The sequence below is a fragment of the Streptomyces sp. NPDC001515 genome, from assembly GCF_053597115.1.
In genome coordinates, this window is record NZ_JBSFHN010000001.1 from 123090 (window position 1) to 149699 (window position 26610).

Here is a 26610-nt window from a genome sequence, read left to right on the forward strand (position 1 = left end):
TTGATCGCAGAATATGCGCCGGCTTTCCGCGGTGGCATATCCACCACCGTGAAATCGGGAATCGGTGATGTGCGCGCGCTGATGGGCGCAGGGTTCGACGGGGGCGGGGGACGGGGGGAATGTGTTCTCCGGACAGTCACCCGGAGCGTCGTCCACGAGGGACGCGCCGTCCTTGACGTGCGGGATGGAATCCGTCATGAAGCCTCAAATCCTCAAAGGGCGTTGGCTTTCTCTTCCGAACCGCTCGATATCAGGATGTCCCATCCCGGGAGGGGTACGACGCTGCACTCTCGGCCAGATTCCCGCCGGACCGGACGCCATCACCCTTACCGGTGAAGGCCGTTGACCGACGATTCACCGTTCCGTGTGATGATGCACGGATCGCGGACTGCAAGGGGGACACGGCGTGGGCAAGGACGAGTCGTCCATACCGGACGAGGAGTGGGAGCGGTTCCTGCGGGAGGCGGAGGCCGGGTCAGCCGGAGCGCCCGAGGAGCCGTCGGCGCGTGCCCGGATGGTGACGCGGCGTCTCGCGGACGAACCCGACCCGCCGGAGGGGTGGCGTACGCACCGGCCGCCCGCCCGGACGAAGGGCCGGACCTGGTATGTCGTCGGGTTCGTCGTGGTGCTCGCCCTGCTGGTGGTGGCGCTGATGCCCGGGACGGTGGCCGGGTGGTTCGACGGGAGGTCCGGGGACTCCGTGTCGCACGGCGGGCCCACGGGGGAGCCGGCCACGTCGGGGTCCTCGGCACGGTCCGCCGAACCGCCCACGGTGGACGACCCGTTCAAGGGATCGCCCGCCGCCGGATGGGAGGACGGGGTCTCCTCGCTCACGCTGCCCGAGGCGCGCGCCACGGGCTGGATGGACAAGGCCCAGGTGGCGCGGGCGCTGGCCCGCTCCCGCGACTTCCTCGCCGCGACGAACACCGACCCCGGCGTGCTGCGCGGCGAGCGCCCGGCGAAGGCCCTCGCCCTGCTCAACCCGCACCAGAAGGACGTCCAGGGCTATGTGAAGGCCGCGCTGTCCGCTCCGAGCGTCGACAACGACCCGCTGCACCTCTTCAGCCGCTTCGACCCGGCCCGGTTCCGCGTGGTCGACGACGTCGTCCGCACCCTCGGGCGGATCACGTACCGCGAGGGCAAGGGCGGTGCGCTCGACGTGACGGCCGATGTGACGTACGTGTACCCCGTCGTCCGCGCGGACGACGACAGCGACGAGGTGGCCCGGACCGTCGTCCGCCGCGAAACGGTCATGAGCTGGGAGGACCCGTCCAAGGTGCAGATCGAGCCGGACACCTTCTCCCTCATCGTCTTCCGCACCGACGCCGCCAACGGCGGCTGCGCCAACCGCACCGGCTTCTACGTCCCCGAGTTCGCCGCCGACCGCCAGGCCCGTGACGGCTCGCTGGAGGGCGCCCCGAAGGACCCGTACGAACGGGACACCTCCATGGCGGAACGCGTCCCGAAGGACGGCGGCGACCGGTGCGGGCGGGTGACACGGCTCTGAGGGCGGGGCGCCCGCCCCGACGACACGCCCGCGCCCCGTTCACCCCCGCGTGCGTATCCGGGGTGCGCGCCCCCGTGCGGGGGCGCAGGCGGCGCACCTCCCGTTCCGTTGAACGGCACTGCTGTTCGGGCTCCTTATGGGTGTGGTGGGGGCGAAGAAGCGTGCGCTACGGTGAGCGCGCCGTTACGCTCGGTGCGCCCGTGGATCGTGGGCCCGGGGGCCGGGACGGACTGAGGAGGACCCGTGGTGGATACCGGGGTGGAACTTTGGGACGGCGTACGGACGGCGAGGGAACCCGCGCGGTGCCGTGCGCAACTCATGGCGGCGGGGCGGACCTTGTTCGCCGTGTACGGCTACGCGCGCACCGGCGTGGAGGACCTGTGCGCCGCCGCGCAGGTCCAGGTGCGGGACTTCTACCGCGAGTTCGCCTCGCGGGAGGCGCTGCTCACCGAGTTGTACGACGAGGTCGCGACGCGCGGCATGCGGGCGTCCGAGATCGAGCTGACCGCCGAGGGCATGGACACCTGTCCGACGGAGGAGCGGGTCTACCGGCTCTTCGACGCCTATGTGCGGGCCGTCACCCAGGACCCGAAGGAGGCCAGAGTGGCCTTCGTGGAGGTGCTGGGGGTGAGCCGCGAGATGGACGAGCACCTGGCGATGTGGCGGCAGGTGTGGACGGACTTCCTGACCCAGGAGGCCGAACGCGCCCGGGGCCGCGGCCACGCGGTGGACAGCAACCTCGCGGTCGTCGTGAAGGTGCTGACCCGCTCCGTGGACGAACTGCTCGCGCACCACGGCCGGCGACCGCGCCAGGTACCGCCGTCCTGGCTCACCAGTGAGTTCACGCGGCTGTCGATGGCCATGATCGGCCCCGCCAACGGCATCCGGCCCTGACGCCTCCCGGGCGGTTACGGCCTCCGTTTGACAACACCGCTTGCCGGGGCGGCAAATGGAACCATGGCAGCGGACGAGAGCGGAACAGCGGGCAACGGCGCGGCGGCCGGCGGCGGGGCCATGGACGGCGACGAGCTGGCGTCCGTCCTGACCGGCGTGGGCCCCCGCCTGCGCGCCCTGCGCACCGAACGCGGCACGACCCTGGCCCAGCTGAGCGAGACCACCGGCATCTCGCTCAGCACCCTCTCCCGGCTGGAGTCCGGCGGCCGCAAACCCACCCTGGAACTGCTGCTGCCGCTGGCCAAGGCGTACGGGGTGCAGCTGGACGAGCTGGTGGGCGCCCCGGACACCGGGGACCCGCGCGTCACCTTCCGGCCCTTCAAGCGGCACGGCATGACCTTCGTCCCGCTGACCCGCCACCTCAGCGGCGTCAACGCGTACAAGCAGGTCATGCCCGGGGCGACCGGCACCGAGGGCCCGGTCGAACAGCGGGTGCACGAGGGGTACGAGTGGCTGTACGTGCTCTCCGGGCGGCTGCGGCTCGTCCTCGGCGAACACGATCTCGTGCTCACGCCCGGCGAGGTCGCCGAGTTCGACACCCACACCCCGCACTGGTGGGGCGCCGCCGGGCCGGAACCGGTGGAGTTCCTGAGCCTGTTCGGGCCGCAGGGCGAGCGGATGCACGTCCGGGCGAAGCCCTCGGGCGGCTGACGACGTCCTCAGACGGCGGGCAGCGACGGGTCCGGGGTCCAGGGTTCCGGCGCGGTGAGCGAGAAGCGCTCGTGGTCGCGCCAGGCGCCGTCGATGTACAGATACGCGGGCGACAGGCCCTCGTGCCGGAAGCCCAGCCTGCGGACCACGGCCAGGGACGCGGTGTTCGCGGGCTGGATGCTGGCCTCCAGCCGGTGCAGCCGCAGCTGCTCGAAGGCGTACCGCAGGATCAGCTTCAGGCCCTCGGTCATGTAGCCCCGGCCGGCCGACGGGCCGAAGGCCGCGTAACCGAGGGACGCGCCCTGATACCGGCCCCGGATCACCGAGTTGATGTTGACCGTGCCGGTGGCCTCGCCGGTCTCCCGGTTCCGGATCAGGAAGCCGACGTTGCTGCCGTCGTCGAAGCGGTGCATCCACTCCTGGAAGGCCTCCGGCGTCGACGGGAGCTGCATCCACGGCCCGTGCAGCTCGGTGCTGGCCGCCACCATCGCGCAGAACTCGTCCTGGTCGGCGAGGGTGAGGGGCTGGAGTTCGACGCGGGAACCGGCAGGGGGCGGCGCGGGGGCGGGATGCGAGGGCATGGTGCCCATCGTAGGGACGGGCGGTCGTCCGGGGATCAGCGGGGAGCGGGGCGGTACGGCCCGCCCAGGCCCCACGCCTGGTGCATCGCGTCGGCGAAGGCGGCGGCCAGCCGGTGCTCGCCGGACGGGCCCGGGTGCGTTCCGTCGTACGTGTCCGTGCGGAGGTCGTAGCCGTGCGGGTGCGAGGCCAGCAGGATCGGGGAGCCCGGCGCGTCCAGATCGGCCACCGTCTTGGCGAGGAGTTCGTTGAAGCGGGCGCATTCGGCGGCGAACGGGGCGTCCGTCTCGGCCCGCACGTTCGGTATGACGGGCAGCAGCACGCACCGGACGCGCGGGTTCGCCTCCCGGGCCGCCGTCAGGAACGCGCGGGCGTTCTCGGCGGTCTGCGTGCTGTCCGTGTAGAACCCGAGGTCTATCAGGCCGAGCGAGACGAGCAGGACGTCCGCGCGGTGCTCGGTGACCGCGTCGCCTATCACCGGGGCCATGTGCAGCCAGCCCTCGCCCCATCCGGCCAGATGGCGGCGGGCCCCGGCGGGGAAGTCCGGCGCGGCGTACGCGTCGGAGACGGCGGTGCCGGTGTCCGCGTCGTAGAGGGCGGTGCGGGGGCCGACGAGCGCGTACGGACCGTCGAAGGCGGCTTCCAGGTGCTGCCACAGGCGGTAGCGCCATGTGAAGTCACCGGCGCGTCCGATGGTCATGGAATCGCCGACGCACATGAAACGCATGGCGTCATCATGGCGGATCATGGCTCCGGCCTGCGACGTGACGATGGACACTTGTGCCATGCGTCCGTACCGACTGACCGTCCCCGCCGCCGTCGCCGCGCTGCTGGCCCTGGCCGCCGGGGTGCCGCCCGCCGCCGCGGACGGCGGGGAGCCCGACCGCGACTTCACGATCGAGGACCCCCGGATCACCGAATCCAGCGGCCTCGCGGCCAGCCGCGCCCACCCCGGGATCTACTGGACGCACAACGACAGCGACGACGGCCCGTACGTCTTCGCGGTCGACTCCCGCACCGGGAAGACCGTCGCCCGGATCACGATGAAGGGCGTGGGCGAGCCCCGCGACGTCGAGGCGATCTCCCTCGGACCGGACGGGAACCTGTACGTCGGTGACATCGGCGACAACCTCAACGGCAGCTGGGACCACGTCTGGATCTACCGCTTCCCCGAGCCGAAGGAACTGCGCGACGCGACGGTCCGGGCCACCCAGTTCGACGTCACGTATGCCGACGGGCCGCGCAACGCGGAGGCGCTGATGGTGCACCCCAAGACCGGCCGGGTCTACATCGCCTCGAAGAACGAGGACGGCGGCGGGCTCTACGAAGGCCCCCCGAAGCTCACCACCGGCACGAACAACGTCTTCCGGCGCGTGGGCGAGGTGCCGTGGGTGACCGACGGCGCGTTCTCGCCCGACGGCACCGAACTGGTCCTGCGCTCCTACTTCAGCGCCCGGGGCTACGCCTTCGCGAACGGCCGCCTCGGCACGGACTACGCGGTCGAGTCCCCGTTGCTCCCGCAGTCGGAGTCGGTGACGTACACCGCCGACGGCTCGGCGCTGATGTTCGGCTCCGAGGGCGAGCGGAGCGACGTCGTGCGCGTCGATCTGAAGAAGAACGGCGACGGCGGCCGGCGCGCCGGGGGCACGTCCCCGTCCTCGGCCGGTGCGGGCGGCACGGCCGGCGACGGCGGCACCACCGTCCCCCGCACCACCCTCACGGGCCTCGCCGTCCTCGCCGGCATCGGCCTGCTGCTGTACGTGGGACGCAGGCGGCGCAAGGGGTGACGAACCGCCTGGGTAGGGTCCTCCCACGATGACCACTCCCCTCGCGGCCCGACCCGCCCCCTTCACCTCCCCCCGTCTCGACGCCGTGCCCCTGAGCACCGGGCACGCCGACGAGATGGCGGACGTCCTCGCCGATCCCGCGCTCCACGCCTACACCGGAGGCGCGCCGGAGGACGCCGACGCCCTGCGGGCCCGCTACACGCGGCAGACCGCCGGATCCCCGGACCCCGGCGAGCTGTGGTGGAACTGGGTCCTGCGCGTACGCGACGAGGGGCGGCTCGCCGGATACGTCCAGGCCACCGTCGACACCGTCGCCGCGCGGGCCGAGATCGCCTGGGTCCTCGGCACGGAGTTCCAGGGCCGGGGCTACGCGAGGGAGGCCGCCACCGCCCTCGTCGCCCACCTCCGCGACACCGGCGCCGCCCGCACCGTCATCGCCCACATCCACCCCGACCACACCGCCTCCGCGGCCGTCGCCGGGGCGGCCGGACTGGAGCGGACGGGGGAGTGGGAGGACGGCGAGGAACGCTGGCTGCTCGCCCTCTAAGGCGTGTCCGGGTGGGCGCCCGTCGCCCCGTCCAGCAGCTCCCGGACGATGTCCATGTGCCCCGCGTGCCGGACGACGTCCTCCAGCATGTGGATCAGCACCCACCGCATCGACACGATCCGCCCGTCCCACGCCGTCCCCGTCGTCTCCAGGTCCGTCGCCGCGATGGCCCGGTCGGCGGCGGCGCGGGCGCGGGCGTAGAACGCCAGGATGTCCTGCGTCGACTCCTCCGGCGCGACCGCCATGTCCTCGGTGGCCGGGTCGAACCAGAGCTTCTCCCCCTCGAACCCGAACGGTGAGCAGAACCAGCCGTACTCCACCGTCGCCAGATGCTTCACCAGCCCCAGCAGATTCGTCCCCGACCCCGTCATCGGCCGCCGTATCCGCTCGTCGTCCAGGCCCTCCAGCTTCCACAGCACCACATCCCGGTGCCGGTCGAGCGCGGCGTGCAGGGACTCCTTCTCACTGCCGGTGTACGGCACGGTCCTCGTCATCCCCCGACGCTAGCGCCGGGGACTGACAACGGCCCCCGCCCGGCCCCTCAGCCCCGCGCACGACCCGACGCGATCAGCTCCGCCACATCCAGCTCCACCGCCGCGCCGATCGACTCGGGGAGCGGGGACCGCTGGCCGGGCGCGTACACCTCGTGGCGGTCGTAGTTGCCGCCGCCCGGCTCCGTCAGGACGTGGACGCGGCTGTGCTTGCGGTCGAGGATCACGTAGACGGGGATCTTCGCCTCGGCGTACGCGGCGACCTTGTGCCGCAGATCGCTGTTGTAGTTGCTGGAGGTGACCTCCAGGACGAGGCGGAAGACGGCCGGGTCGTAGCAGTTGTTCTCGACGAGGTGCTCGCCGTAATCAGCGTCGACCAGTGCCAGGTCGGGGATGGCGTAGTCCTCCGGACCGCTCGGCAGCCAGAGGCCGATGCCCTGGAGAACCCTCGATTCCGTGCCGTGAAGTCCTGCGGAGAGGAACGGGATCATGAGCGTGGTCAGTGCGTCCGCGTGCGGGCCGTCCGGGGGTGGGGCCACGGTGATGACGCCTCCGATGATCTCGACACGATAGCCGGGATGCTGCTCGGCGAGCCGGTTGGCGGTGACGAGCAGGGGCTCCGGTCCATCGTCACAGGGGTGCTCGACTGCTGCTGCAGACATTGCGGGCCTCCTGGAATGGGCTGGTGTCGAGAGCATCATCGTAGGGCGGAACGGTCGCAGACCGTGTTTCTGGCATATGCCACTCGGCCGAGTGAAACAGAAACGGCCCCGCACACCGTCACGGTGCGCGGGGCCGTTCCCCTGGGCGTCAGCCGTTACAGCTTCTCGATGACGTAGTCGATGCAGGCCGTCAGGGCCTGGACGTCCGACGGGTCGATGGCCGGGAACATCGCGACGCGGAGCTGGTTGCGGCCGAGCTTGCGGTAGGGCTCGGTGTCGACGATGCCGTTGGCGCGCAGGACCTTGGCGACGGCGGAGGCGTCGATCTCGTCCGCGAAGTCGATGGTGCCGATGACCTGGGAGCGCTTGGCGGCGTCCGTGACGAACGGGGTGGCGTACTTGGACTCCTCGGCCCAGCCGTAGAGGTGGCCGGCGGAGGCGGCCGTGCGGCCGGTGGTGAAGTCCAGGCCGCCCTGGGAGTTCATCCAGGTCAGCTGCTCGTTGAGGAGGAACAGCGTGGCCAGGGCGGGGGTGTTGTACGTCTGGTTCTTCAGGGAGTTGTCGATCGCCGTGGGCAGCGAGAAGAACTCCGGGATGTGGCGGCCGGAGGCGTGGACGCGGGCCGCACGCTCCAGGGCCGCCGGGGAGAAGACGCCGATCCACAGGCCGCCGTCGGAGGCGAAGGACTTCTGCGGGGCGAAGTAGTAGACGTCCGTCTCGGCGATGTCGACGGGCAGGCCGCCGGCGCCGGAGGTGGCGTCGACCAGGACGAGGGCGCCCTCGTCGGCGCCCGCGACGCGCTTGACCGGGGCGGCGACACCCGTGGAGGTCTCGTTGTGGGTGAGGGCGTAGACGTCGACGCCCGCCTCGGCCTTCGGGTCCGGGTGGGTGCCCGGGTCGGAGGCGATGACGCTCGGGTCGGCCAGCCACGGGGCGAGCTTGGCGGCCTTGGCGAACTTCGAGGAGAACTCACCGAAGTTCAGGTGCTGGGACTTCGACTCGATCAGACCGTGCGTCGCGATGTCCCAGAAGGCGGTGGAGCCGCCGTTGCCCAGGATCACCTCGTATCCCTCGGGGAGGGAGAAGAGGTCGCGCACACCGTCCCGCACCGAGCCGACCAGGTTCTTCACCGGGGCCTGGCGGTGGGACGTACCGAGCAGAGAGGTTCCGGTAGCGGCCAGCGCGTCGAGCGCCTCCGTCCGCACCTTGGAAGGACCGGCGCCGAAGCGTCCGTCGGCGGGCTTGATGTCAGCGGGAATCTGGATGTCGGCCACGAGTCGGAGCGTAGCCGCTCGGTGCGGCTGCCGCGTATCCCGTCCGTCGGATGAGACGAGGATTCCGACTCGTGGCCGTGGGAGGTACGTCCGTGCGAACGCCCCGGCGCCCTTGGAGGTCAGTCCAGGGTCACCGGGAGCTCGTACAGGTCGTTCTGGGTGACGATGGGCTTGTTGCGCAGTTCGTCCGCCGGGACGGCGAGGGCCAGCCCGGGGAAGCGCTCGTACAGCGCCGGGAGCGCGACCCCCGCCTCCAGCCGGGACAGGGCCGCCCCCGGGCACACGTGCGGGCCGTGGCCGAACGCGATGTGCCGGTTGGGCGAGCGGGTCGCGTCGAACTCCCCCGCCGTCGGACCGTGCTGCGCCTCGTCGCGGCCCAGCGCGCCGAACGACACGATCAGCGCCTCGCCCTTGGGCAGGACCTTGTCACCGACCGGCACGTCCTCGGTGGCGAACCGGATCAGGACGTGCGAGGTCGGGGTGTTCCAGCGCAGCGTCTCCTCGACCACGTTCTCCCAGGGGATCTCCCCGCCGAGCACCCGCTTGCGCTGCTCGGGGTGGGCCTCCAGGGCCGCCACCGCGTTCACGATCAGGCTGATCGTCGTCTCGTGACCGGCCGCGATGATCAACTGGAGGGTGTTGACGATCTCCTCGTCGGTGAGGTGGTCGCCGTCCTCGGAGGCCGCGATCAGGGCGCTGGTCAGGTCGTCGCCCGGTTCGGCCCGCTTGCCGTCCACGATCCTCGTGAAGAGTTCGCCGAGGTCCGCCATCATCTGCGGGACCTCCTCCGGAGGCGTCTGCGTCGAGAAGAACTTCTCGAACAGCTCCTTCAGCCGCGGGTGGTCCGCCGCGTCCACGCCCATCAGCTCGCTGATCACGTTCATCGGCAGCGGGTAGGCGAACTCCGCCTTCAGGTCGACCTTCTCGCCCTCGGGCAGCGCGGCGAGGCGGTCCAGGCTCGCCGCCGTCAGGGCCTCGATGCCCGCGCGCAGCCGCTCCACCCGCTTCACGGTGAGGGCCTGGGCCACCAGCGTGCGCAGCCGGCGGTGGTCGGCGCCGTCGACGGTCAGCATCGAGCGGCCCGGGTTGGCGAGGCCGATCAGCGGCCAGTCCATCGGGATCTCGCCGCGCTGCCAGGCACCCCAGACGTTGATGTCCTTGACGATCCGGGGGTCGGTCAGGAGTTGACGGGCCTCCGCGTGGTGGGTGACCGCATAGCAGTGCACCCCGCCCGGCAGCTCCACCTCCGCGAGCGGCCCGGCGGCGCGCAGCGCGGCGCTCTCGCCGTCGAGGTCGGCGACGAGGGGGTCGAGGGCGATGCGGGTCATGTCCGGCCTCCTGTGGCGGGGGTGGGTGTGAAGGTGACGGGCAGGTCCGTCAGGCCCCGCAGCCAGGGGGAGGGGCGTCGGGTGAGCCGTTCGGCCGGGGTGCCGAGGTCGATGTCCGGGAGGCGGTCCAGCAGGACCTCGATGCCGGTACGGGCGATGACCTCGGCGGTCTCCTGCGCGGGGAAGGGGCAGCGGTGCTCGCCGTGGCCGAACGACAGGAAGGCGTTGTTCCCGCCGGTCAGCGCGGAGCCGTCGGTGCGCACCTGCGGGTCGGCGTTGGCGGCGGCGATGCCGAGGAGCAGCAGATCGCCGGCCTGGATGTGGCGGCCCCCGAGCCGGGTGTCGCGCGAGGCCCAGCGGCCGGCGACGTTCTGGGTGGGGGTGTCCTCCCAGAGGACCTCGTTCATGGCCTCGGCGACGCTGTGCCGGCCGCCGGAGAGCGAGGCGGCGAACCGGTCGTCGGTGAGCATGAGCCGCAGCGAGTTGCCCATCCAGTCGGCGGTCGGCTGGTGGCCGGCGGCCATCATCACCATGAGGTCCTGGGCGACCTCCTCGTCCGTGAAGCCGCCCGGGTCGGCGAGCATCCGGCTGGCGACGTCGTCGCCGGGCTCCGCGTGCTTCGCGGCGAGCAGACCGAACATGGTCGCCGCGAGGTGCTGCTGTCCGGCGAGCGCGCGTTCCCGGCCGTCGATCATGTCGTTGATGGAGCCGACGAGCGCGTCGCCCTCCTCGTCGGACACGCCGTAGATCCGGGCCAGGACGCGGGCGGGGAGCAGCATCGCGTACGAGGCGATGATGTCGGTCGCGCCGGTGGTGCAGAACCGGTCGATCAGTTCGTCGGCGAACTCCTCGGCGTGCCGCTTGAGGGTGAACGGGTCGACGGCCTCCAGGGCGTCGCTGATCATCCGGGCGCGTTCGGAGTGGCGGGGCCCGACGGTGTAGAGGATCGACGGCTGCTTACGGCCGATCATCGGCAGCAGCGGCCAGTCGTCGGGGATGTTCTCCCACTGGCTCCAGAGGTCGGAGTCGCGGCTGAAGAGCGCCGGGTCGCCGGCGACCTGGTGCAGTTCGCGGTAGCCGAGGACCAGCCACGCCGGGATGCCGCCGTCCAGGACGACGGGGGCCACGGAGCCGTGGTCGCGGCGCATCTCCCGGTAGAGCTGGGCCGGTTCCGTCTGGAACCGGGGGCCGGACAGCGGGACGGCGCCTGCCGCCTCCGCGTGGGGGCACTGGGTCACGGGGTGGGCTCCGGGGTCTTCTCCGGAGTCGGTTCCGGACGGGTGGTGGCGGGCACGTCGCCCCGGGAGAGGGCGTAGAGGTGTTCCACCAGGGTGATCAGGACGTACTTGCTGGAGGAGCGGTCGCGGGCGTCGCACTCCACGAGCGGGACGTGGTCCGCGAGGTCGAGGGCCTCGCGGATCTGCTGCTCGGTGTGGAGCGGGCCGCCGAAGTCGTTGCACGCCACGATGAACGGCGTGCCGTGGTGCTCCAGGCGGTCGATGGCGTACCAGGAGTCGGCGAGGCGCCGGGTGTCGACGAGGACGACGGCGCCGAGCGTGCCGGAGAACAGCCGGTCCCACAGGAACCAGAAGCGCTCCTGGCCGGGCGCGCCGAACAGGTACAGCACCGAGCGCTCGTCGAGCGAGATGCGGCCGAAGTCGAAGGCGACGGTCGTCGACGTCTTCGACTGCACGCCGTCGAGGTGGTCGACGGCCTCGCCCGCGCGGGTCATCGTCTCCTCCGTGTTGAGCGGACGGATCTCGCTCACGGATCGGACCATGGTGGTCTTGCCGACCCCGAAGCCGCCGACGACGACTATCTTCAGTCCGTTGTCGGCCGTGGCCTGCAGGGCGGCACGGTCAGAGGTTGCGGAGTCCAACGAGCACCTGTTCCAGGATGTCGGGGTCGGGGAGCCGGTCCGCGACACGGGCGGTACGGGGATGGCGGGCGCTGATCCGGCCGGTGTCGAGCAGATCGCACAGCAGGATGCGCACGATGCTGACGGGAAGGTTCAGCTCCGCGGCGATCTCCACGACGGCGGTGGGGCGTTCGCACATCCGCAGGATCGTGACGTGCTCCGACTGCATGCCGGGGGTGGGCTCGCATTCGGAGACGACGAGCGTCACCAGGTCGAAGGCCGCCGAGTCGGACCGGCTGCGGCCACCGGTGAGGGTGTACAGCCGGTCCGGGGCGTCGTCCCGGCCGGGACGGGGCCGGCGCGTCATACGGTCGCTGTTTCCGACGGCTGCGCGGGCTCGCGCGGCGGGGCGACGAGGTGTTCGCCCAGCTGCTCGACGAGCTCGCTCATGTTGTGGCCGACGAGGCCGACGTCGGCCTGCTCGGAGGCGACGACGGCGAGGTGGGCGCCGTCACCGGCCTCCACGATGAAGAGCACGCCGCCGTAGAACTCGGTCATGGCGGAGCGCACCCCGCCGGTGCCGTTGCCGAATTCGACGGACGCGCCGTGCGACAGGCTCTGGATGCCGGCGGAGATGGCGGCCAGTTGGTCGGCCTGGTCGACGGAGAGCTCGGGGGTGCGGCACAGCTTGAGGCCGTCCCTGGACAGCACGAGGGCGTGCCGGGTGCCGGGGGTGCGTTCCAGGAGCCCCTCCAGCAGCCAGTTCAGTCTCTCGTCGGTGGTCGCGGTCATCGGGTGTCGCCTTCCGGGTGCGGGGAGTGGGGCCGGACAGCCTGCCGGAAGCTGTTGAAGCGGGCTGCCTGGGCCTTGGGGTCGGCGGTACGGGGCCGGGGGGTGGACCCGTCCGCCTCGTCGGAGTCGGAAGCGGCGGCGGACGCGCGGGCGCGTGCCTCGGCCGCGGCGAGGGTGCGGCCGCGGGAGCGCTTGGGCAGGCCGCTGTCGCCGAACCGGGGGAGTCCGCCGGTGGTGTCGGAGCCGGACTCGCCGCCCGCGCCGGAGTCGGAGCGGGCGGGCTCCTGGGTGGTGCGGGCGGTCTCGCCGGCGGGGACGGTGCCGGTGTCGGAGCGGTGGACCGGCTCGGGTTCGCGCGGTGCGGGGATCACGGGGGCGGCGACGGCCGGTTCGGGGGACGCGGCCGGTGCCGGGGTGCGGGTGATGATCTCCTGCGGCAGCATCATGAGCGCGCCGGTGCCGCCGCGCGCCGAGGGCCGGAAGGAGACGGTGAGCCCGTGCTTGCGGGCCAGCCGGCCGACGACGGCGAGCCCGAGGCGGGTGCCGGACAGGGCGGTGAGGTCCTGGTCGGTGGCCGACACGGCGTTCTCGGCGCGGCGCAGCTGCACCTCGCTCATGACGAGCCCGCTGTCCTCGACGGTCAGCACGATGCCCGCCGGGACCTCCTCGACGTACACATGGACCTCGGCGGTGGGCGGCGAGAAGTTGGCCGCGTTGTCGAGGAGTTCGGCCAGGGCGTGCATGACGCCCTCGGCGGCGTGGCCGGCGACGGCGACGTCGCTGGTCGAGTGGAGGCGGATGCGCTGGTAGCCGCTGATGCGGCCCATGGCGCCGCGCAGGATGGACTCCATCACGATGGGCTTGGCCCAGCGCCGGCCGGAGCGGGCACCGGTCAGCACGGCGATGGAGTCGGCCAGCCGGCCGGCCTGGGCGGTGCGGTGGTCGAGGTGGAGCAGGTCGCCGAGGACGTCCTCGGCGGTGTGCCGGTGCTCCATCTCGCGGAGGTCGGCGAGCATGCTGGTGGCCAGGGCCTGCATCCGGCCGGCCGCGTTGGCGCAGGCGGCGACGGCGGCGGCGCGCTCGGTCTCGCTGCGGGCGGCGCGGGCCTTGAGCCGGGCGTTCTCGGCGGTGAGCCGTTCGGCGGCGGCGGCGGCCTCGGCGGCGACCCGGGCGTTCTCGGCCGCCGCCGCGGCCTTGATCCGGGCCGTCTCGGCGGTGAACCGCTGGGCGTCGGCGGCGGCGGCGGAGACCATGCGGGAGGTCTCGGCGGTGAACCGGCTGCTCTCGGACGCGTGCAGTTCGCGCAGCCGGCGGGCCGTGACGCGGGCGTGGACGGCGACGGCCACGGCGACGGCGAGCAGGACCGCCGCCGCACCCCCGCCCCAGGCCACGGCCGTCCGGGCCGAGTCGGGGGCGGCGGCTACCGCCCACAGGCACAGGGATCCGGTGAGGGCCACGGTGACCAGCAGGGCCAGTGCGGTCGGCCGGGTTGAGGGGCGCAAGCGGAGTCCTTGGGGAGCGGACGGCGGGCGGACGGGACGGGTCGTTCGGGCGATTCCGTACTGCAACGAGCAAATGCGACAACTGGAACAGACGATTCCCAGACAAGTCTCGGTCACTATATGAGAATTGACGATCTGTTTGGGAACAACTTGTGGTGCTCTCTGTTCCATTCGTGTTCGCCAGCCGGGCATTCTCCGACCTGCGGACGTCATCCGGCAAAACGCGGGAGGTCCGCGCACGGACCGGCCGGGCCGCGCGGCATGCTGGAACGATGGCATCCGGAAACGCTCCGAACCCCCGCGCGTCCACCGAACTCGCCGACGGACTGCGCGCCGCCGTCCGCGGCGAGGTCGACCTCGGACCGACCGCGCGGGCGCTCACCACGATGGACGCCTCCAACTACCGCCGCGTCCCGCTCGGCACCGTCGCCCCGCGCGACGCCGACGACATCGCCGCCGCGCTCGCCGTCTGCCGCGACCACGGCGTCCCCGTCGTCCCGCGCGGCGGCGGCACCTCCATCGCCGGACAGGCCACGGGCACCGGCATCGTCCTCGACCTCACCCGCCATCTGCGCGCCGTCACCGCACTGGACCCCGAGGCCCGCACCGCCGTCGTCCAGCCCGGCGCCGTCCTCGACGACCTGCGGGCCGCCGCCGCCCCGTACGGCCTCACCTTCGGACCGGACCCCTCCACCCACAGCCGCTGCACCCTCGGCGGCATGATCGGCAACAACTCCTGCGGTGCCCACTCCGTCGCCTGGGGCACCACCGCCGACAACGTCCACGCCCTGACCGTCGCCCGCTACGGCGGCGGCACCCTGCGCCTGGAACCGGGCGCCGAGGGGCCGCCCGGCGTCCGCGACCTCGTCGACGGACACCTCGCCGCGCTGCGCACCCGCTTCCCCGAACTCCCGCGCCGCATCTCCGGATACGCGCTCGACGCCCTGCTGCCCGAACACGGCCGCGACGCCGTCCGCGCCTTCTGCGGCAGCGAGGGCACGCTCGGCGTCGTCACCGAGGCCGTCGTCCGGCTCGTCGAGGCCCCCGCCGCCCGCGCCTTGGCCGTCCTCGGCTACACCGACGAGACCGCCGCGGCCGAAGCCGCCCCCGGCCTCCTCCCGCACCACCCGCTCACCGTCGAGGGCATGGCCGCCGACCTCGTCCCCGACGCGGCCGGACTGCCGCGCGGCGGCGCCTGGCTCTTCGCCGAGACCGGCGGCGCCACCCCCGCCGAGGCCCGCGCCCACGCCGAACGCCTCGTCTGGGCCGCCGCCCCGGACACGGTCGGCGCGGCCGTCGTCACCGACCCGGCCGGGCAACGCGCCCTGTGGCGCATCCGGGAGGACGCGGCCGGCACCGCGACCCGTATGCCGGACGGAGGGGGCACCTCCCGCGGGAGCGCAGCCGGACGTGGGGGAGAGGCATGGCCCGGCTGGGAGGACTGCGCCGTCCCGCCCGCCCGGCTCGGCGGCTACCTCCGGGAGTTCCGCGCCCTGCTCGCCCAGCACGGGCTGCGCGGCGCCCCGTACGGGCACTTCGGCGACGGCTGCATCCACGTCCGCATCGACTTCGACCTGCTCACCGCCCCGGGCGTGGCCCGCTTCCGCGCCTTCTCCGAGGACCAGGCCGCGCTCGTCGTCGCGCACGGCGGCTCGCTCTCCGGCGAGCACGGCGACGGCCAGGCCCGCGCCGAGCTGCTGCCGAAGATGTACGGGGACGAACTCGTCGCCCTGTTCGCCCGGTTCAAGGACCTCTGGGACCCCGACGGCGGCATGAACCCGGGCATCCTCGCCCGCCCCGCCCGCCTGGACGACAACCTCCGCTTCGCCGTCCTGCCCCGCGAACCCGTCGACGTCGCCTTCGGCTACCCGCACGACGGCGGCGACTTCTCGGCCGCCGTCCGCCGCTGCGTCGGCGTCGCCAAGTGCCGTACGGAGCAGGCCACCGGGCCGTCCGTGATGTGCCCCTCCTTCCGCGCCACCGGCGAGGAGGCCCACTCCACCCGGGGCCGGGCCCGGCTCCTCCACGAGATGCTGGCCGGGGACGCGGGCGGCGTGATCACGGACGGCTGGCGCTCCACGGAGGTGCGCGACGCGCTCGACCTCTGCCTGTCCTGCAAGGGGTGCCGCAGCGACTGCCCGGTGGGCGTCGACATGGCCACGTACAAGGCGGAGTTCCTGCACCACCACTACCGGGGCCGCCTCCGCCCCGCCGCCCATTACGCCCTCGGCTCGCTGCCCCGGTGGCTGCGCCTCGCCGTGCCCCTCGCGGGCCCGCTGAACGCGCTGGCCCGCGTCCGCCCGCTCGCCGCCCTCGCCAAACGGCTGGCGGGGATCGCGCCCGAGCGGGACATCCCGCCGCTGGCGAGGGAGACGTTCACGCGGTGGCTGAACCGGAGGTGGGGGAAGGGGACGTTCATCCTCTCCAACGACCAGGTCGCCCGGTTCTGGCCCGACACCTTCACCGAGCATCTGACGCCGGAGGTCGGACGGGCGGCGGTCCGGGTCGTGGAGGCGGCGACCGGCCGCCGGGTGATGACCGCCGCACGCGGGGTGTGCTGCGGCCTCACCTACGTCTCGACGGGCCGGCTCGACCGGGCCCGCGCGGTGATGCGCCGCACCCTGGACCGGATGGAGCACACCATGGGCGACCCGATGGTCGTCCTGGAACCGAGCTGCGCGGCCACCCTCCGCACCGACCTGCCCGAACTCCTCCCCGACGACCCGCGCGCGGCCCGGCTCGCCGCCACCGTCCGCACCCTCGCCGAGTACCTGGAGGCGTACGCCCCCGACTGGGAGCCCCCGCGCACGGACCGCCCGGTCACCGGCCAGACCCACTGCCACCAGCACGCCGTCCTGGGCGACGCGGCGGACCGCCGGCTGCGCGAACGGATGGGGCTGACCGGCGAGCTGGAGGGCGGCTGCTGCGGTCTCGCCGGCAACTTCGGCTTCGAACGCGGCCACTGGGACGTCTCCGCGGCCTGCGCCGAGGACCGCCTGCTCCCCGCCCTCCGCGCCGCGCCCCCGGACGCGGAGATCCTCGCGGACGGGATCTCCTGCCGGACCCAGCTGCGCCAGTTGGCGGGGGTCCGGGCCAAGCACCTGGCGGAGCTGCTGGCGGAGGGCCTGGAGGGGACGACGGCGGACGGGCCGGAGGGGCCTACGCGCGGGCGGCGTCGACGACGGCCGTGACGAGCCGCACGTTCTCCGGGGCCGAGCCGCCCGGGTAGGTGTGCCGGCGCCGGGTGTAGCCGTACGCGATGCCGCTCGCCGGATCGGCGAACGCCTGAGCGCCGGCCGCCCCGCAGTGCCCGTACGCGTCCGGGCCCAGCTCCGGGTGGTCCTCGGAGGGGCGCTCGAAGCCCAGCCCGAAGTGGTCCGTCTGCTCGGTCACCAGATCGGTGCCGGTCAGTCCGGGCCGGGCGAACTCCGCGCGGGTCTCCGGCTTCAGGAGCGCGGGCAGCCCCGCGAACTCCCCGAGCGTGGCCGCGTACATCCCGGCCAGCCCGCGCGCCGAGGCGACCGCGGCGGCCGAGGCCTGGCCGAGCGCCCGGACGGCGGGCCGGTTGATCCACTCGGTCAGGTCGAGGTGCGCGTGGAACGAGACCGCGCGCAGGCTCCGCGGATCGGCCGGGCGGGCGGCCATCTCCGCCGCCTGCGCGGGCGTCGGGTTCAGCGGTCGGACCGGCAGGAAACGCGGCTCCAGCCCGGCCGGCTGCCCCAGAAAGACGTCCAGCCCGTACGGGGCGCGGACCCGCTCCTCGAACAGCTCCCGGAGCGTGCGCCCGGTGGCCCGCAGGACCACCTCACCGGTGAGCGCGCCGATGACCAGCGCGTGGTAGCCGTACGCCGCACCGGGCTCCCAGAACGGCGCCTGCCCCGCCAGCCGCGCCGCCAGCACCCGGTCGTCGGCCAGCTCCTCGGGCGTGAAGCCCTCCTTCACCCCGATCAGCCCGGCCCGGTGGCCCAGCAGCTCGCGCAGCGTCAGCCGGTCCTTGCCCTCGGCGGCGAACTCCGGCCAGTACGAGGCCACCGTCCGGTCCAGGTCGAGGGTGCCGTCCTGCACCAGTAGCGCGACGACCAGATGCGCGGCCCCCTTCGTGCAGGAGTACACGGCGGGCAGCGAGTCGCCCTCCACCCCGTCCCCCGCCCACAGATCGACGACCAGCTCCCCGTCCTTGTACACGGCCAGCTGGCTCCCCGGCTCGTTGTGCTCCTCGGCGAGCACGGCCCGGAACTCCTCACGCACGCCCTCGTAGCCCCCGGCCACGGTGCCGTGCACGGTGATGGCGCCGGAATGCCCGTTCGTCATGGTGACCCCCTGTGCGGCGCGTCCCTCGCGCCGTCTCCGCAGGGGGCAACCGCCGGGCGGGGCGGGGAAATTCCTTGATCGGATGCCGGGATCCGCGTGCGGGCGCCCGAACCTGCGGGGCCGGGGGAGGGCCCTGAGGTGCGGTGCCGGGGCATGCGGTGCGCGGCGGCCCCGTGGTCCCTCTCCCGGTCTCAGCCGTCCCCGTCCTCGGCGACGATCTCCCGGGCCAGGGCGGCCAGGAGGGGGAGGGCGGGGTGGCCCGGGGCGTCGCGGCGGGCGAGGAGGACGGGGAGGGGCGGGGCGTCGGTGAGGGGGCGGAAGGCGACTCCGGGGCGGGGGTGCATACCGGCCGTGGAGGCGGCGGAGACGCCGGTGCCCCGGCCGGCGGCGATGGCGGTCAGCCAGTCGTCGGTGTTGGCGACGGTGAGGGTGGCCCGGGGGCGGGCGGACGGCGGCCACAGGGCGGGGGTGGTGGTGCCGGAGACGGTGTTCAGGACGACGGTGCCGGAGGCGAGGTCGGCGAGGCGGAGGGTGGCGCGGGCGGCGAGCGGGCCGTCCGCCGCGACGGCCGCCACGCGCTCTTCCTCGTACAGCAGCTCCGTGACGAGCCCGGGGGTCTCGACGGGGCCGCGCAGCACGGCGGCGTCGACCTCGCCCCGGGTGAGGCCGGCGGTGCGGTCGTCGATGCGGCGCAGGTCCAGCGGGGTGCCGGGGTGGCGCTCCTGCCAGCGGCGCAGCAGGGGCGTGGTGTGGCGGCCGAACGCGGACCAGGCGTGGCCGATCCGCAGCGGGCGGTGGTGCGGGCCGCCGGGGTCGACGGCCTCGTCGAAGGCGGCGACCGCGGCGGTGGCCCGGTCGCGGAAGGCGATGCCGTCGGCGGTGAGGGCGAGGTGATGGGTGGAGCGGTCAACGAGCCGGCGGCCGAGGCGCTGCTCCAGGGCGGCGAGGGTGCGGGAGACGGCGGGCTGGGTGAGCCCGAGCCGGGCGGCGGCCCGGGTGATGCCGCCCTCGTCGGCCACGGCCAGGAAGGCGCGCAGATGACGGATCTCGATGCCGGAGGCGTTCCGCTCGCGCGGTGCCCCGGGCCGGGCGTTCTCCTCGTACCGACCACTCATGCGCGCGAAGCATAACGAGAGCGAGATCGGCATTTCACGCGCCGCGCGGGGGTGCCTACGGTGGGAAGACGTGCCGCACCGCGCGAGTGCAGTATCTTCAATGGGGTAGTGCAGTATGTTGCACTGCGCCATCGACTCTGAACCCCAGAAGGACAGGCCCCGGGTGAACGACCAGCGAACCGCCGCAGCATCGGCCCCGGACATCGCCGCCCCCGAGGCGGTCACCGTCCCCGAGGCGGCGGCCGCCCTCGACGGCGCTCCCCGCGCGACCGGGCGCCGCGCGGCGCTCGCGCCGGTGGCGCTGGTGGTCGCGGGCGGGCTCTCCGTCCAGTTCGGCTCGGCGATCGCGGTCCTGCTGATGCCGAGGGCCGGGGCCCTCGGCGTCGTCACGCTGCGGCTCGCCGCAGCCGCGCTCGTCCTGCTCGTCGTCTGCCGGCCCACGGTGCGCGGCCACTCGCGGGCCGACTGGGGCACGGTGCTGGCCTTCGGTCTGGCCATGGCCGCCATGAACACGCTCTTCTACCAGGCCGCCGACCGCATCCCGCTCGGCGCCGCCGTCACCCTGGAGGTGCTGGGCCCGCTCGCCCTGTCCGTCGTCGCCTCGCGCCGCCTGGTCAACGTTGTCTGGGCCGGGCTCGCCCTCGTCGGCGTCGCCCTGCTGAGCGGCGGCGGCTTCGACCGGCTCGACCCGGCCGGCGCGGCGTTCGCGCTGGGTGCCGGCGCCATGTGGGCGGCGTACATCGTCTTCAGCGCCCGCACCGGCCGCCGCTTCCCCCAGGCCGACGGCCTGGCCCTGGCGATGGGCGTCGCCGCCGTCCTCACGCTGCCCCTCGGCGTCATCGAGTCCGGCTCGAAGCTCCTGACCCCCTCCACCATCGGTCTTGGTGCCGCCGTCGCCCTCCTCAGCTCCGTCCTCCCGTACACCCTCGAACTCATCGCCCTGCGCCGCCTGCCCGCCCCCACCTTCGCGATTCTCATGAGCCTGGAACCCGCGATCGCGGCCACGGCGGGCTTCCTCGTCCTCGACCAGGCCCTGTCCTCCACGGATGCCCTGGCCATCGCGCTCGTCATCGGGGCGAGCATGGGGGCGGTACGCAGCCAGGTGCGGGGGGCCCGTAAGCAGGACATGGGCTGAGCCCTCCGGGCCTCACCGGGGCGGCTCGGGCTCCCACCAGCGCAGATGGGCCGCCGCCCGGTCCACCGGCTCGATCGTCTCCCAGCCCTCCGCGATCAGCCCCGCCTCGATCCGCCAGATGTCCACGACGGCGACGGCCGGGCCGCCGGGCAGGGTGCGGTGCGAGTGCACGACGACGTGATCGCCGTCGGCCAGCAGGTGCCGCACCTCCACCCGCATCCCGGCGAGCGGGGCGAGAGCGGCGTCGACGGCGGCGAGCCATTGCGTCCTCGTCGAGTCGTGGCCGTCGGGCCGGTGGTGGACGAAGTCCTCGGCGAGCAGGGGCGCGAGCCCGTCGGAGCTGCCGGTCTCGACGAGGGCGGCCAGGGCCCGTGCGACGAGGTCCTTGTTGCGGTCGGGAGGCGTGGCCGTCCCCTCGGACGGTGCGTCGGGTGCCGTTCCGTTCGTCTTCATGGGGAGAGTCTTCGGCCGGGCGCACGCGGATGTCGATGACATGGCGTGTCATGGCCCCGGGCCGGGCGGGCCGGTACGGTCGCCCACCATGCACACCGTCGGGGAACTCCTGCGGGGCTGGCGCGGGCGCCGGGGGCTCAGCCAGCTCGATCTGGCGCTGGCGGCGGACGTCTCGCCGCGCCACGTCAGCCTGGTCGAGACGGGCCGGACCCGGCCGAGCGCGGCCATGGTCCTGCGCCTGGCCGAGCAGTTGGACGTCCCGCTGCGCGACCGCAACCGGCTGCTGCTCGCGGCCGGTTTCGCGCCCCGGTACGCGGAACGCCCCCTCGACGACGCCGCGCTCGCGGCGGCCCGGAGGGCGGTCGATCGGGTGCTGCGCGCCCACGAGCCGTATCCCGCGCTGGCCTTCGACCGCCGCTGGAACATCCTGCGGACCAACCGCGCGGTCCACCCCTTCCTCGCGGACGTCGACCCCGCGCTGCTGCGCCCGCCGGTCAACCTGATCCGCCTGGGTCTGGACCCGCGCGGTTTCGCCCCGCTGGTGGTCAACCTGGCCGATGTGCGCCGGGTGTTCCGCGCCCGCGTGGGCCGGCAGCTGGCGGCGGCCCCCGACCCCGGCCTGACCGCGCTGTACGAGGAACTGCTGGCGCCCGGGAGCGAGGAGGCGGACGACGGCCGGTCGCTCGCGGACGGCTGCGACGTGGTCATCCCCATGGTCCTGCGCGTCGGCGGACGCGAACTGCGGCTGTTCTCGACCATCACCACCTTCGGCACGCCGATGGACATCACGCTGGACGAGGTCGCGATCGAGCTGTACTACCCGGCGGACGAGGAGAGCGCCGCGCATTTCGAGGGGGGCTGAGCGGCGGGGGTGCCGGTGCGGGCCGTGCGAGGTACGGCTCCCGGTCCCGTCGGGATCAGGGACCTTCGCGGCGCCCCCGCCCCGCTGCCGTGGTCTCGTCCGGTGCCGGGGCCGACAGACACCCCGGGGTCAGCATGCCGTCCAGGGTCAGCGCGACGAGCCGGTCCGCCTGCGCGGGGCCCATGTGCTCACGGGTCCAGGCGGCGGCGTTCATCAGGGCGAAGACGTCGGCGCCGGACACGTCCCGGCGGAGGGCGCCTGCCGCGCGGGCGATCAGCCGCTCACTCGTTTCGGTCATCCGCACGCAGGAGGCGTGGAGTTCGGACGCCTCGTCGTCCAGGCCGCCGGCCAGCACGGCGGCCAGCCCCCGGTAGGCGGCGGCGTGCTCGACCACCGCGTGCACCCACTGGGTGAGCGCCTGCGGCGGCGGGACGTCGGTGAGGAGTCGCTGCCCGCGTTCGAGAAGCGAGCGGGTGCGGTCGCTCAGAAGCGCGGAGACGAGGGCGCGGCGGGTGGGGAAGTGGCCGTACAGCGTGCCGATCGCGACACCGGCGCGCCGGGCGACGCCTTCCAGTGCCGCGTCCGTGCCCTGCTCGCGGAAGACGGCATCGGCCTCCACCAGGAGACGGTCACGATTGCGCCGGGCGTCGGCGCGCGGCCGCCGGCGCGGGGGCTCGGTCATTCTCGGGCGCTCCTTGATAAATCGAGGGTGCCTCGGGTTAACTTTTCCCGAGGGCCCCTCAGGTTAGCCGCCCGGGGTCGCCGCATGCGTTCGAGGGGGACTTGCGTGATCTTGGTGACGGGGGCCACCGGCTCCATCGGTGGTTCGCTGGTACGTCAGTTGCGTGATTCCGGGGCGGCGTTCCGTGCGCTGGTCCGCGACGAGGGCAAGGGGCGCGCGCTGGGGTGCGACTTCGCCGTCGGGGACTTCGACGACCCGGAGTCGATCGCGGAGGCGCTCGATGGTGTGGACCGGCTTTTCCTCAACGGTTCCGGCGCGGAGCCGGTGGGCGGGAAGCGGGCCATGATCCGCAGGCAGACGGCGGTGATCGACGCGGCGTGTGAGGCCGGTGTCGTGCACGTCGTGAAGGTCTCGGTCTGGCACGCCCGTCAGGGCGCGCGGCTCTCGCAGGGCGCGCACGGGGAGATCGACGCGTATCTGGAGGCGTCCGGTCCCGCCTGGTCGCTGCTGCGCCCCGCCGGTTTCATGCAGAACTTCCTCGCGCCGGGAGCGTTCACGCCCGAGGGGGACCTGGTCAGCGGTTACGGGGACACGCCGGTGTCCCACATCGACTGCCACGACATCGCGGCCTGCGCGGCCGCCCTGCTGACCGGGGAGGCGGGCCGGGGGGAGGCGTTCGTCCTCACCGGCCCGGAGGCGCTCACCGATGCCGAGGTCGCCGACAGGATCTCGGCCGCGCTGGGGCGGACCGTGGCCCGCACGGAACTGCCCCCCGACGCCTTGGCCGCGGCCATGGCGGCGCAGGGGGTGCCGCTCCGGTTCGCCGAGGACCTCGCCGTACTGGTCGGGGAGGTCGTCTCGGGATCCCAGTCCGGGGTCACCGCCTCGGTGCGCGAACTCACCGGGCGTCCGGCCCGTACGTTCGACGCCTTCCTGGCGGCCAACCTGTCGGCGCTGAGGGCTGTGGCCGGCCCGCCGGTGGCCCGAGCCGGGCGCGGCCGGGGGCGGCGTGTTTGAGGTGGACTTGACGTGTACATGAATCTCGTCAAGGTCTACCCGCATAGATCGGCGGGTGGCCCGCTCCACGCGATACCCCGCAGTACCCCCCACGTGCTCCACTCATTCGACAGGAGATCGTCTTGAGTGCAACGACACCGCTGCGCGCGACCCTCATCGGGGTCGTGCTGTCCGCGACGGCCCTGATACCCCTCCAGGGATCCGCGTTCGCAGCCCCGAAGGTCCACCACCACGCCGCTACGACCGCATCCCCGGCCGCCACCGCCGCCGCCCCCGTCGCCGGCATCGAGGACGCGACCGCGCACGCCCTGGCGGGCTCCCTCGCGGACGCCGCCTGGCGGAGACAGGTGGGTACGGCCGTCCTCGCCCAGGACGCGGTGGGCCTCCGGGCGCTCACCGCCGGCTCCGCCACCGCGACCGGCAGGAGCCTGGCCGCCGGGGTCGCCGCGGCCGACCGGGACGCCGCCGCGGCCAAGGGGCTGGGCGCCGGGGCCGGTTCGCTGCTGCGGGTGCGGCTGGCCGATCCGTCGATGGAGGCGCGGCTGGCCGGCGGGGAGGCCCCGTGGGTGGCCGCCGCGCCGTCCGACGACGACGGTGCCGCGATCACCGCGTACGACGCCTCCGGCACCGCCCACGCGCTGTCCGCCGACGCCGTACCGGACCGGCCCGTCCTCGTGGTCGACGTCGACGGCACCAAGGCCGTCAGCGAGGGGCTGAAGGTCGTCAACAAGGCGCTGGAGGCCCGAGGGCTCGCCGTCCCGGCCCCGGCGGCCGAGGTCGGCACCGCGTCGGCGTCCGCCACGGGCATCGACACCACCCTGATCAACTCGGTCCGCGTCTCCGACGTCAAGGAACCGTGGATCAAGGGCGACGCCGAGATCTTCACGCTCGTCACCGGCTTCGGGACCGACGGCAAGCCGCGCGTGGACACCGTCGAGATGCCGTACCTGAACGACGAGGACACCACGTACTACCCGAACCAGGTCCTCGTGAACTGGTCGAACTACAAATACAACCTGGCCGACGCGGTCATGATGGAGGACGACGGGGACACCAACTACCAGGCCCTGGCCAAGGCCCTCGTCTCCGTCCTGCTCACCATCACCGACCAGGGCGTCTACATCCCGCTCGCCGACGCGCTCCTGGACGCCCTCCCCACCTCGTGGTGGACCGACGACCCGGACTACGTCGACTCCTGGTACACCCTCGCCCGGACCACCAGCGGCACGCGCAACGGCGCGGCGGCCAACGGCTGGATCAACGTCTCCCCGTACCACGTCTCGGCACTCTGACCGGCCCTTCTCCCACCGGGCCCCCGCCCTTCCGGGGGCCCGGCCCGCCGTCCGCCCCGCCCCGCCCCCTACCGCGTCCCCCGCCGGCCCCCCTGATCACCCGGCGCGCCCCGCCCGCCGAACCTAGGCTGGCGGAAGAGCCGACCTGGAGGGACCCCATGACGGAACGCGACGATCTGCTCGCGCTCATGACCGACCAGCGCACCAACTTCCTCTTCACCCTCACCGACGTGGACGACGCCGGGGCCCGCGCCCGGACCACGGTCAGCGAACTGACCCTCGGCGGCCTCCTCAAGCACCTGGGCCAGGTCCAGCGGACCTGGCTCGCGGTGATCGACGGCACCGCCCCCGCCCGGGTGGACTGGGCCGACCTCGACCCCGACGGCAACCGCATGACCGACGCCGACACCCTGCCCGCCCTGCGCGCCGCCTTCGACGAGGCCGCCGCCGCCTTCGACCGCGCCGCCCGCGACGAACCCGACCTCGACCGCGAGATCACCCTCCCGGCCTACCCCTGGTCCCCGCCCGACCCCGTCGTCCGGACCGTCCGCCACGTCCTCTGGCACATCTTCCGCGAGATCGCCCACCACAGCGGCCACGCCGACATCGTCCGCGAGGCCCTCGACGGCGCGAACACCACGACGAAGATGGCCGAGGCGGCGTCGAAGGGGCGGTAGGGCCCCGGCCTACCGGAGGGTGGGCCGTCCGCCTTTCGGCAACGTCCGCCCTGCGGCTGCGTCGGCCCTGCGGGCTGTTGGGCGGCCCACTTGCCACCGCTGCCCATTCCTGGCATTCTTAAATGTTGCGAGGTCCCATGTATCCGCTTGAGGGTGCCCAGGGGATCTCGCTCTCGTGGGCCCCCGGTTTCCGCCGGGGGTTTCTGCGTTCTAGGACCGCGTATCGCTGTCGGCCCAGACGATGCCGTCGGTTCCATGGCCGGGCAGCCAATTCTCCAGGCGTCGGTACGTCTTCGACATGGGTCCCACCGGGGTCACCTTCGGCCAGATCTCGGGCCGGTTCAGTGCCAGATGGTGGAAGGCCGCGTAGCCCACCAGATCGGCGGCCTGAATGAACTGGCTGTACCTGCTGTCCTGCATGACGGGGTCTTCCAGCACCCTGCGGGAGGCGAGCGGGAGTCCGCGATGGGTGTCGCGGTAGGGCTTCGCGTTGCGGAGGGCCTGCTCCCATGCGGCCCGGGCGTCCTCGGGGGCCAGCGCGTCGGCGTCGAGGGGGCCGGACAGGCCGTCGAACATGATGAGGAGACGGGTGTCCTGGTCGAGCGCCCACGCTTCGAGATGGTTCACGAAGGATTGGTACACCTGGGCCACCTGCGTGGTGCGGCCCGCGACCGTGAGTACCCGGAGGCTGTCGCACCGGGCCAGTTGCCTGAGCATGAGGTCGTGAGCGGCCATGCGTGCGCGACGGCCGAAGCGCCGGTTCTGCTCCTCCGTCGCGCAGGGGCGCCCGCGCCCTTTCACCAGCTGGTTGGCGTGCAGCTCCGTGTTCTTCGGAACGCCCCACTCGTCCTCTAGCTTTCGCCGTCCTTCGAGCCAGTGGTGGAGCAGGTCGTTCCATCCCTCTTCGGGAACGAGAAGGCCGGTCAGGGTGCGTCCCTGATCGGCCCCGGAGTCGTCGGCGTAGCAGAAGTACACAGGCGGAATATATGGCCGACGGACCATATGGCGGTACCCGTCCGCGCTTCGTCTGTCGCCCGCCTTCCTGTTCGAGGTCTACGACGGTGAGAAGCAGAAAACCATGCAAGCACGCTTGCTTGTTTTCCGCCCCCCTGGCAGGCTCCGGTGCACACCGCA

At 73.2% G+C, this 26610-nt stretch carries 27 protein-coding genes; 11 read left to right on the top strand and 16 right to left on the bottom strand.

The window, feature by feature from the left end:
* Positions 1 to 406 precede the first annotated feature (406 nt).
* From ACWCXC_RS00580 to ACWCXC_RS00590, 3 genes are all read left to right on the top strand, one after another.
* Entirely contained in the window at positions 407 to 1507 is a 1101-nt protein-coding gene (locus ACWCXC_RS00580) for a hypothetical protein (RefSeq protein WP_450680844.1), read from the top strand.
* A 243-nt stretch (positions 1508 to 1750) separates the two neighbouring features.
* Positions 1751 to 2401, top strand: a complete 651-nt coding sequence (locus ACWCXC_RS00585) for a TetR/AcrR family transcriptional regulator (RefSeq protein WP_450885717.1) — start codon at positions 1751 to 1753, stop codon at positions 2399 to 2401.
* A 120-nt stretch (positions 2402 to 2521) separates the two neighbouring features.
* Positions 2522 to 3112, top strand: a complete 591-nt coding sequence (locus tag ACWCXC_RS00590; protein ID WP_383643225.1) for a helix-turn-helix domain-containing protein — start codon at positions 2522 to 2524, stop codon at positions 3110 to 3112.
* 8 nt (positions 3113 to 3120) lie between these two features.
* Here the strand turns inward: ACWCXC_RS00590 and ACWCXC_RS00595 are convergent, their stop codons facing one another.
* Positions 3121 to 3693 carry a GNAT family N-acetyltransferase gene (locus ACWCXC_RS00595; protein ID WP_450680846.1) on the bottom strand — a complete coding sequence of 191 codons (573 nt, stop codon included), beginning with the start codon at positions 3691 to 3693 and terminating at the stop codon, positions 3121 to 3123.
* A 35-nt stretch (positions 3694 to 3728) separates the two neighbouring features.
* Positions 3729 to 4418: a GDSL-type esterase/lipase family protein gene (locus ACWCXC_RS00600; protein ID WP_450885720.1), complete on the bottom strand. Its 690-nt coding sequence runs from the start codon at positions 4416 to 4418 to the stop codon at positions 3729 to 3731.
* A gap of 58 nt (positions 4419 to 4476) precedes the next feature.
* On the opposite strand from ACWCXC_RS00600, the gene ACWCXC_RS00605 reads away from it, so the two are divergent.
* Positions 4477 to 5478: a WD40 repeat domain-containing protein gene (locus tag ACWCXC_RS00605; RefSeq protein ID WP_450680847.1), complete on the top strand. Its 1002-nt coding sequence runs from the start codon at positions 4477 to 4479 to the stop codon at positions 5476 to 5478.
* A gap of 28 nt (positions 5479 to 5506) precedes the next feature.
* Entirely contained in the window at positions 5507 to 6025 is a 519-nt protein-coding gene (locus ACWCXC_RS00610; RefSeq protein ID WP_450885722.1) for a GNAT family N-acetyltransferase, read from the top strand.
* On the opposite strand, the gene ACWCXC_RS00615 is transcribed toward ACWCXC_RS00610, so the two are convergent.
* The 9 genes from ACWCXC_RS00615 to ACWCXC_RS00655 all read right to left on the bottom strand — a co-directional run bounded on the left by ACWCXC_RS00615 (position 6022) and on the right by ACWCXC_RS00655 (position 13932).
* Positions 6022 to 6519, bottom strand: a complete 498-nt coding sequence (locus tag ACWCXC_RS00615) for a DinB family protein (RefSeq protein WP_450680849.1) — start codon at positions 6517 to 6519, stop codon at positions 6022 to 6024. The two genes, ACWCXC_RS00610 and ACWCXC_RS00615, sit on opposite strands and share 4 nt — an antisense overlap.
* Before the next feature lie 47 nt (positions 6520 to 6566).
* On the bottom strand, positions 6567 to 7178 hold the full coding sequence (locus ACWCXC_RS00620; RefSeq protein ID WP_450885725.1) for a Uma2 family endonuclease: 612 nt from the start codon (positions 7176 to 7178) through the stop codon (positions 6567 to 6569).
* A gap of 155 nt (positions 7179 to 7333) precedes the next feature.
* Positions 7334 to 8452 carry a phosphoserine transaminase gene (gene serC / locus ACWCXC_RS00625; RefSeq protein ID WP_450680851.1) on the bottom strand — a complete coding sequence of 373 codons (1119 nt, stop codon included), beginning with the start codon at positions 8450 to 8452 and terminating at the stop codon, positions 7334 to 7336.
* A gap of 119 nt (positions 8453 to 8571) precedes the next feature.
* Positions 8572 to 9780 carry a cytochrome P450 family protein gene (locus tag ACWCXC_RS00630; protein WP_450680852.1) on the bottom strand — a complete coding sequence of 403 codons (1209 nt, stop codon included), beginning with the start codon at positions 9778 to 9780 and terminating at the stop codon, positions 8572 to 8574.
* Entirely contained in the window at positions 9777 to 11018 is a 1242-nt protein-coding gene (locus ACWCXC_RS00635) for a cytochrome P450 (protein WP_450680853.1), read from the bottom strand. Before ACWCXC_RS00635 ends, ACWCXC_RS00630 begins: the two co-directional genes overlap by 4 nt.
* The gene (locus ACWCXC_RS00640; protein WP_450680854.1) at positions 11015 to 11659 is read right to left on the bottom strand and encodes a GTP-binding protein; all 645 of its coding nucleotides are present in this window, start codon (positions 11657 to 11659) and stop codon (positions 11015 to 11017) included. Before ACWCXC_RS00640 ends, ACWCXC_RS00635 begins: the two co-directional genes overlap by 4 nt.
* Positions 11640 to 12005 carry a DUF742 domain-containing protein gene (locus tag ACWCXC_RS00645; protein WP_383642646.1) on the bottom strand — a complete coding sequence of 122 codons (366 nt, stop codon included), beginning with the start codon at positions 12003 to 12005 and terminating at the stop codon, positions 11640 to 11642. The genes ACWCXC_RS00640 and ACWCXC_RS00645 overlap by 20 nt, the downstream gene beginning before the upstream one ends.
* Complete coding sequence (locus ACWCXC_RS00650) at positions 12002 to 12430, bottom strand: roadblock/LC7 domain-containing protein (protein WP_450680855.1); 429 nt, start codon at positions 12428 to 12430, stop codon at positions 12002 to 12004. The genes ACWCXC_RS00645 and ACWCXC_RS00650 overlap by 4 nt, the downstream gene beginning before the upstream one ends.
* Positions 12427 to 13932: an ATP-binding protein gene (locus tag ACWCXC_RS00655; protein WP_450680856.1), complete on the bottom strand. Its 1506-nt coding sequence runs from the start codon at positions 13930 to 13932 to the stop codon at positions 12427 to 12429. The genes ACWCXC_RS00650 and ACWCXC_RS00655 overlap by 4 nt, the downstream gene beginning before the upstream one ends.
* A gap of 272 nt (positions 13933 to 14204) precedes the next feature.
* Between ACWCXC_RS00655 and ACWCXC_RS00660 the strand changes: the two genes are divergently transcribed.
* On the top strand, positions 14205 to 17123 hold the full coding sequence (locus ACWCXC_RS00660) for an FAD-binding and (Fe-S)-binding domain-containing protein (protein WP_450885729.1): 2919 nt from the start codon (positions 14205 to 14207) through the stop codon (positions 17121 to 17123).
* Here ACWCXC_RS00660 and ACWCXC_RS00665 read toward each other — a convergent pair.
* Together ACWCXC_RS00665 and ACWCXC_RS00670 are read right to left on the bottom strand one after the other, a co-directional pair.
* A complete protein-coding gene (locus tag ACWCXC_RS00665; RefSeq protein WP_450885731.1) occupies positions 17092 to 18243 on the bottom strand; it encodes a serine hydrolase domain-containing protein in 1152 nt (383 codons plus the stop codon). The genes ACWCXC_RS00660 and ACWCXC_RS00665 overlap by 32 nt on opposite strands.
* 191 nt (positions 18244 to 18434) lie before the next feature.
* Positions 18435 to 19358, bottom strand: a complete 924-nt coding sequence (locus ACWCXC_RS00670) for a LysR family transcriptional regulator (RefSeq protein ID WP_450885733.1) — start codon at positions 19356 to 19358, stop codon at positions 18435 to 18437.
* 163 nt (positions 19359 to 19521) lie between these two features.
* Between ACWCXC_RS00670 and ACWCXC_RS00675 the strand changes: the two genes are divergently transcribed.
* Positions 19522 to 20493: an EamA family transporter gene (locus ACWCXC_RS00675; RefSeq protein WP_450885735.1), complete on the top strand. Its 972-nt coding sequence runs from the start codon at positions 19522 to 19524 to the stop codon at positions 20491 to 20493.
* A gap of 12 nt (positions 20494 to 20505) precedes the next feature.
* Here ACWCXC_RS00675 and ACWCXC_RS00680 read toward each other — a convergent pair whose 3' ends face one another.
* The gene (locus ACWCXC_RS00680; RefSeq protein WP_450885737.1) at positions 20506 to 20946 is read right to left on the bottom strand and encodes a nuclear transport factor 2 family protein; all 441 of its coding nucleotides are present in this window, start codon (positions 20944 to 20946) and stop codon (positions 20506 to 20508) included.
* Positions 20947 to 21034: 88 nt separating this feature from the next.
* Between ACWCXC_RS00680 and ACWCXC_RS00685 the strand changes: the two genes are divergently transcribed.
* Positions 21035 to 21808 (top strand): helix-turn-helix domain-containing protein, encoded by a 774-nt coding sequence (locus ACWCXC_RS00685; RefSeq protein WP_450885739.1) that lies wholly within the window; start codon positions 21035 to 21037, stop codon positions 21806 to 21808.
* A gap of 55 nt (positions 21809 to 21863) precedes the next feature.
* Here ACWCXC_RS00685 and ACWCXC_RS00690 read toward each other — a convergent pair whose 3' ends face one another.
* The gene (locus tag ACWCXC_RS00690) at positions 21864 to 22490 is read right to left on the bottom strand and encodes a TetR/AcrR family transcriptional regulator (protein ID WP_450885741.1); all 627 of its coding nucleotides are present in this window, start codon (positions 22488 to 22490) and stop codon (positions 21864 to 21866) included.
* Between the two features lie 105 nt (positions 22491 to 22595).
* Here ACWCXC_RS00690 and ACWCXC_RS00695 point away from each other — a divergent pair, with 105 nt between their 5' ends.
* From ACWCXC_RS00695 to ACWCXC_RS00705, 3 genes are all read left to right on the top strand, one after another.
* Positions 22596 to 23507 carry an NmrA family NAD(P)-binding protein gene (locus ACWCXC_RS00695; RefSeq protein WP_450885743.1) on the top strand — a complete coding sequence of 304 codons (912 nt, stop codon included), beginning with the start codon at positions 22596 to 22598 and terminating at the stop codon, positions 23505 to 23507.
* 122 nt (positions 23508 to 23629) lie between these two features.
* Positions 23630 to 24799, top strand: a complete 1170-nt coding sequence (locus ACWCXC_RS00700) for a DUF3103 family protein (protein WP_450885745.1) — start codon at positions 23630 to 23632, stop codon at positions 24797 to 24799.
* 158 nt (positions 24800 to 24957) lie between these two features.
* Entirely contained in the window at positions 24958 to 25476 is a 519-nt protein-coding gene (locus tag ACWCXC_RS00705; protein WP_450680866.1) for a DinB family protein, read from the top strand.
* Between the two features lie 210 nt (positions 25477 to 25686).
* Here ACWCXC_RS00705 and ACWCXC_RS00710 read toward each other — a convergent pair whose 3' ends face one another.
* Positions 25687 to 26451 (bottom strand): DUF3800 domain-containing protein, encoded by a 765-nt coding sequence (locus ACWCXC_RS00710; protein WP_450885748.1) that lies wholly within the window; start codon positions 26449 to 26451, stop codon positions 25687 to 25689.
* Positions 26452 to 26610: the final 159 nt, after the last annotated feature.

Excerpts from the sequence above, each read along its gene's own strand:
- ACWCXC_RS00590 (WP_383643225.1), top strand. The coding sequence starts at position 2,522 with ATGGACGGCGACGAGCTGGCGTCCGTCCTGACCGGCGTGGGCCCCCGC.
- ACWCXC_RS00595 (WP_450680846.1), bottom strand. The coding sequence starts at position 3,693 with ATGCCCTCGCATCCCGCCCCCGCGCCGCCCCCTGCCGGTTCCCGCGTC.
- ACWCXC_RS00600 (WP_450885720.1), bottom strand. The coding sequence starts at position 4,418 with ATGCGTTTCATGTGCGTCGGCGATTCCATGACCATCGGACGCGCCGGT.
- ACWCXC_RS00605 (WP_450680847.1), top strand. The coding sequence starts at position 4,477 with ATGCGTCCGTACCGACTGACCGTCCCCGCCGCCGTCGCCGCGCTGCTG.
- ACWCXC_RS00610 (WP_450885722.1), top strand. The coding sequence starts at position 5,507 with ATGACCACTCCCCTCGCGGCCCGACCCGCCCCCTTCACCTCCCCCCGT.
- ACWCXC_RS00615 (WP_450680849.1), bottom strand. The coding sequence starts at position 6,519 with ATGACGAGGACCGTGCCGTACACCGGCAGTGAGAAGGAGTCCCTGCAC.
- ACWCXC_RS00620 (WP_450885725.1), bottom strand. The coding sequence starts at position 7,178 with ATGTCTGCAGCAGCAGTCGAGCACCCCTGTGACGATGGACCGGAGCCC.
- ACWCXC_RS00630 (WP_450680852.1), bottom strand. The coding sequence starts at position 9,780 with ATGACCCGCATCGCCCTCGACCCCCTCGTCGCCGACCTCGACGGCGAG.
- ACWCXC_RS00645 (WP_383642646.1), bottom strand. The coding sequence starts at position 12,005 with ATGACGCGCCGGCCCCGTCCCGGCCGGGACGACGCCCCGGACCGGCTG.
- ACWCXC_RS00650 (WP_450680855.1), bottom strand. The coding sequence starts at position 12,430 with ATGACCGCGACCACCGACGAGAGACTGAACTGGCTGCTGGAGGGGCTC.
- ACWCXC_RS00660 (WP_450885729.1), top strand. The coding sequence starts at position 14,205 with ATGGCATCCGGAAACGCTCCGAACCCCCGCGCGTCCACCGAACTCGCC.
- ACWCXC_RS00665 (WP_450885731.1), bottom strand. The coding sequence starts at position 18,243 with ATGACGAACGGGCATTCCGGCGCCATCACCGTGCACGGCACCGTGGCC.
- ACWCXC_RS00670 (WP_450885733.1), bottom strand. The coding sequence starts at position 19,358 with ATGAGTGGTCGGTACGAGGAGAACGCCCGGCCCGGGGCACCGCGCGAG.
- ACWCXC_RS00680 (WP_450885737.1), bottom strand. The coding sequence starts at position 20,946 with ATGAAGACGAACGGAACGGCACCCGACGCACCGTCCGAGGGGACGGCC.
- ACWCXC_RS00685 (WP_450885739.1), top strand. The coding sequence starts at position 21,035 with ATGCACACCGTCGGGGAACTCCTGCGGGGCTGGCGCGGGCGCCGGGGG.
- ACWCXC_RS00690 (WP_450885741.1), bottom strand. The coding sequence starts at position 22,490 with ATGACCGAGCCCCCGCGCCGGCGGCCGCGCGCCGACGCCCGGCGCAAT.
- ACWCXC_RS00705 (WP_450680866.1), top strand. The coding sequence starts at position 24,958 with ATGACGGAACGCGACGATCTGCTCGCGCTCATGACCGACCAGCGCACC.